Annotated in this window: 5 protein-coding genes and 2 pseudogenes; 4 read left to right on the top strand and 3 right to left on the bottom strand. The window is 42.6% G+C overall.

Annotation, left to right across the window (positions count from 1 at the left end; genetic code table 11):
- From L1D11_RS22270 to L1D11_RS22255, 4 genes and pseudogenes are all read left to right on the top strand, one after another.
- On the top strand, nt 1–144 hold a 144-nt coding region (locus L1D11_RS22270; protein ID WP_239862803.1), incomplete at its 5' end, for an IS3 family transposase.
- 46 nt (nt 145–190) lie between these two features.
- Nucleotides 191–883: a hypothetical protein gene (locus L1D11_RS22265; protein WP_239834742.1), complete on the top strand. Its 693-nt coding sequence runs from the start codon at nt 191–193 to the stop codon at nt 881–883.
- Between the two features lie 342 nt (nt 884–1225).
- A complete protein-coding gene (locus tag L1D11_RS22260; protein ID WP_239834741.1) occupies nt 1226–1606 on the top strand; it encodes a hypothetical protein in 381 nt (126 codons plus the stop codon).
- Between the two features lie 236 nt (nt 1607–1842).
- Nucleotides 1843–2861: pseudogene (locus L1D11_RS22255) on the top strand (zinc-binding alcohol dehydrogenase family protein).
- Between the two features lie 136 nt (nt 2862–2997).
- Here L1D11_RS22255 and L1D11_RS22250 read toward each other — a convergent pair.
- The 3 genes and pseudogenes from L1D11_RS22250 to L1D11_RS22240 form a co-directional block, all read right to left on the bottom strand.
- A complete protein-coding gene (locus tag L1D11_RS22250; RefSeq protein WP_239834740.1) occupies nt 2998–3609 on the bottom strand; it encodes a CIA30 family protein in 612 nt (203 codons plus the stop codon).
- Between the two features lie 6 nt (nt 3610–3615).
- Nucleotides 3616–3885, bottom strand: a complete 270-nt coding sequence (locus tag L1D11_RS22245; protein ID WP_239834739.1) for a DUF3081 domain-containing protein — start codon at nt 3883–3885, stop codon at nt 3616–3618.
- A gap of 278 nt (nt 3886–4163) precedes the next feature.
- Nucleotides 4164–4382 (bottom strand): annotated as a pseudogene (locus tag L1D11_RS22240) (IS3 family transposase); the annotation flags it as partial.
- Nucleotides 4383–4456 lie beyond the last annotated feature (74 nt).

The raw sequence follows: 4456 nt of genomic DNA, 5'->3' as shown, positions 1-4456 counted from the left end.
ATCCAGTATGAGCCGATCATGACGCGAGACGAGATGCGCCAAACAATCTTTGAATACATAGAGGTTGATTATAATCGGACAAGAAGGCACAGTGCTCTTGGGTATCTAAGCCCAGTTAACTTTGAAAATCAAAATGTCGCTTAATGAAGTGTCCAGTCTGGCTGGAGCAGATCATACCAAGGTTTCTTCCGTGGTCAACATTACATATGGCAAACAAAGCTTTAGAGAGCAAGACAACGACTTTGTACAAATTCAAGGTCAGATATCCGGACAGAAGAGTAATGAAAATTTGTTCTTAGGACAGCTAACGATACAAGGCCAAGATAACGGAAAAGTGGGAAGTGAGGACTTTAACCTATCTCAAGTTCGAGCTCGCTATTTCGAAGTCAGTCGAACTGATTGGCAACATGCGCCAATGGTTGGTGTGTCACTCGATTATATAGAAACCAGTTTTACCGATGCTATATCAGACCGCTTGTTCGCAATCGGAGGGTTGATTCGTGTAAATACCCCTTTTGATAATTGGTTATCTTTCCCGATTTTGGCGGGTGCAGTAGGGCAAAACAACAGTGACTTTAGCCGCTTAGATCTTACCGATGACTATACCTATGGCGTTCAATTTAATTTCTTGAACTCAATTTATTTGCATGAAAACGGCACTCATATACAAATAAACCCTCAGTTTAGCTCACTTGATTTTGGTGGCACTATTGGAACGATAAACCAACTACAACTCGATCTCGCTTTTCAAGGGCCACTTGCTGACAATCGTAAGCACTGGGGTAAAGTAACCTACACTGAATTCTTCGATGACGCAGAGCAAAGCTTTGGTCACAACAGACAGGGAACTGAGCTGAAGTTTACCTACAGCTACTACTTCTAACTTGGTTGAGCGCTTTCCTTCAGTATGTCTAATACACCAATAAAATGCTCTTGCGACTTAAATCGCTAGAGCATTTCATTTTTCACAAACAAATTCTAGATAGGTATAATGCAACTCTGAGGTGTAAGGGGGTCACTTACTCTTGCACTTTGCTAGTAATCTTACTGTGAATGTTTAAAACGTATAGTTCTGCAAAAAGTACTTTGACGCGTTATTTCTTTATCTTGTTTCACTCTCCGTGCAAATAATAAGCACGAATTTACTTCCAGTGTTGATTGAGATAGTAATTTGCTACAAAACGCGCATAATCTTGCTAAACAACACTTAAAGAAGAAATTACCTATGACTGCCTTTCAATACTACTTTCACCAACTGCCTTGCTTCGATTGTAAAAAAACGACAGTAAGTACAGATCTTGGTTGGTTAACGCCTGCGATGAAAGATGATGCAATCGCACAAGTGACGGCGACACTTGCACAAGGTGAGGTTACTCCAGATCTTTCAGCAAACGTGGTTTGTACTAAAGATGAAGCTCGCGAGTACTTACTGCTTAACTTCTTTGGTTATTCAGAAGAAGAGTTAGCAAGCGGCATCGAAGCGGATGATGAAAAAGAAGTCGCTGATGAAATCGCAGAACTACTAGAGGAAGGTAAAGACACCATCACCTTCGAACATGAAATTGCGCTTCAGTGCTGTGCTGATTGCGACATCATCGAAGAGTAACTAAATATCTTCTAAAGCACGCGAATCGGTTCGTCATGTTTGGTGATAGATCATTCGCAAAAGGCGCTAGTGAGTTATTGTTCGCTAGCGCCTTTTTGTATGTGGGGTTTTGAAATTAAGCACTAAGATGCTTTGCTGTTGATGACACCTTGCTTGTTGAGCTGAGAGAGGATTTCTGCCGTTTTCTCATGGAATAAATCTCTAAGATTCAATTATCGAATGTAAGGAGAGGCATCATGTTACTACCATTAACAATGAAAGCCATCGGATTTACTCAGTCGCTAGCGATTACAGAACCAGAAAGCCTATTTGAATTTGAAACGAGCCTGCCGGAATTAAAAGAGAATGACTTGCTGGTAAAAGTGAGTGCGACTTCTATCAACCCTGCAGACGCGAAAATCCGTATTCGCAACGCAAAAGATAAGACACTTGAGCAACCAAAAGCGTTGGGCTATAACGCTGTAGGTGAAGTGGTTGGCAAAGGTGCAAACGTCGAGGCTTAGAGTTAGGCGATCGTGTGTACTATGCGGGTGACGTGACACGCATGGGTGCCAACGCAGAATACCAAGCCGTTGACTACCGCTTCACAGCTAAAGAGCCACAAAGCTTAACGGATGAAGCCGCAGTTGTTATGCCGCTTGCAACGCTCACTGCGTGGGAAGCGTTATTTGATCGCTTGCGTGTTCGCCCTGAAGAGAAAAAGTCTATCTTGATCATTGGCGGTGCTGGTGGTTCTATTACTATTCAGTTAGCGAAGCAATTAACCAACCTTAATTTTATTGCGACAGCCTCAAGACCTGAAACCGAACAGTGGGTAAAAGACATGGGGGCTGACCACTTAGTGAACCACTGTAACTTGGTTGAATCACTGCGTGAGCAAGGTATCCAGTATGTTGACTACATATTCAATGTTGCAGACAAAAAAGGTCACTGGGATGCGATGGTCGAGCTAATTGCACCACAAGGCATGATCAGTTCGATTGTTGAGTTTGATAGTGAGATTGACCTGTCGGCTCTACAAGGTAAGTCAGTAGGCTTCATTTGGGAGCTCATGTTTACGCGTTCGCTGTTCAACACCGACGATATTCAGAAGCAGCAAGATATCTTGTTCCAAACGGCGAACTTGATTGATGCGGGGCGTATCAAATCTACGCTAACCACAACACTGAATGGTTTGAGTTCAGATACGCTGAAAGAGGCGCACCAACGTATTGAAAACAGCGCAACGATTGGTAAAACTGCCATCAAATACTAAGTGTTAATAACCTAGAATATAGGCGTTTGAACCCTTGAGCATTGGTTGAGTCTTGACGCCTGAAAAGAAGAGCCCCAGACATTTTTCGCAAAGAAATTGGTGTCTGGGGGCTTTGTTCATCTGTGATCTTTCCAATTTATTCGGATGCTTTGAATTGAATCTGAAGCAGTTTTAACTCAAAGGGCAAAGGCTGTTTGTCTGCAATCAAAAAGCCTAACTGTTTGATGTCTTGAGCTTTGAGTTCTGGTGCATTGTTGAGTAATCGGCCTCTAAACACGGCTTGAAAGTCCTCTAGTCTGAACACTTTCTTGAGTGGCTCACCTTGGATGGTCTCAAAGCTGTGCTTGTAGTTGGTTCGATAGCCGTCTTTCCATGTGGTGAACCTTAACTGGTATATGCGTCCATCACCAACAAAGGATAACTCTACGTTGTTAACCGCGGGATTTAACGATTCAAGAGAACGGTTTATTGAGCTGAATCCACCATTATTTTCTAATGATAGGTCTCCCTTAAATAGGCTCTGCTTGCCATCGTAAATGAGCCCTCCTGTTGAAATGCCACCCATTACATTATCGTTGATTGCAGACCATTTCTGGTGTTCGCTTGCTTGCGTGAAATCAATCATCTCAATTCCTGCTGTTGACGTTTCAGACCATAACAAAGAAAGGCTGAGGGTTAGCCATAAAGGGGTTATTGGTTTACGCAATGAAGACGTTGTGAAGTCCGACTCGTTCATGATTTTCTCCATTACTCATTAGTCCGCAGAAGATTCCGTGGCGAGAATTCTTAGACAATGGTCGATGAACTCAGAGTAGTTTGACGCGTTTTCGTACTCAATTTTCAGCGAACCATGAAACATCAGTGTCACGGTGACGTCTTTGTAGCTTAGCCAACAGGTGTAACCATCGTAATCATGCCAAGCTATCATCTCACCGACTTGATATTTGTTGTTCAGTTGTTCTCCGGAAGAGCGAATGAAATCGAATACTCTAAGAAACTCAATGATGGTGATCCTGTTGTCCATATGTGATTCCCTCGGTGTGAACGACGATAAATAGCTAAGCACTTGTATTTAAATCGTTACGGTTTGCTTTTAGGTTCCGATCACTAAGAGAGACGCGAGCACTTTTAGATTGTGCTCGCGGTATGGAAGTAGAGAAATGTATCTACTGATGAGCTCCTAAAAGAGCTTCAGATTTATGCTTGATTCGAAACACAAAATAGACCATAGATGCTAAAGCAGCGATTAGGTTACCGAGGGTCATAAAAAAGTGATCTGCTCCAGCCAGACTGGACACTTCATTAAGCGACATTTTGATTTTCAAAGTTAACTGGGCTTAGATACCCAAGAGCACTGTGCCTTCTTGTCCGATTATAATCAACCTCTATGTATTCAAAGATTGTTTGGCGCATCTCGTCTCGCGTCATGATCGGCTCATACTGGATCGCTTCAACTTTCATTGAATGGAAGAAGCTCTCAACACAAGCATTGTCCCAGCCGTTTCCTTTCCTACTCATACTGCTTCAACTTTCATTGAATGGAAGAAGCTCTCAACACAAGCATTGTCCCAGCCGTTTCCTTTCCTACTCATACT

This window comes from Vibrio sp. Isolate32 (assembly GCF_022397955.1).
Taxonomy (GTDB): domain Bacteria; phylum Pseudomonadota; class Gammaproteobacteria; order Enterobacterales; family Vibrionaceae; genus Vibrio.
Note: the sequence above shows the minus strand (reverse complement) of the source record. Positions and strands in the feature narration are given on the sequence as shown.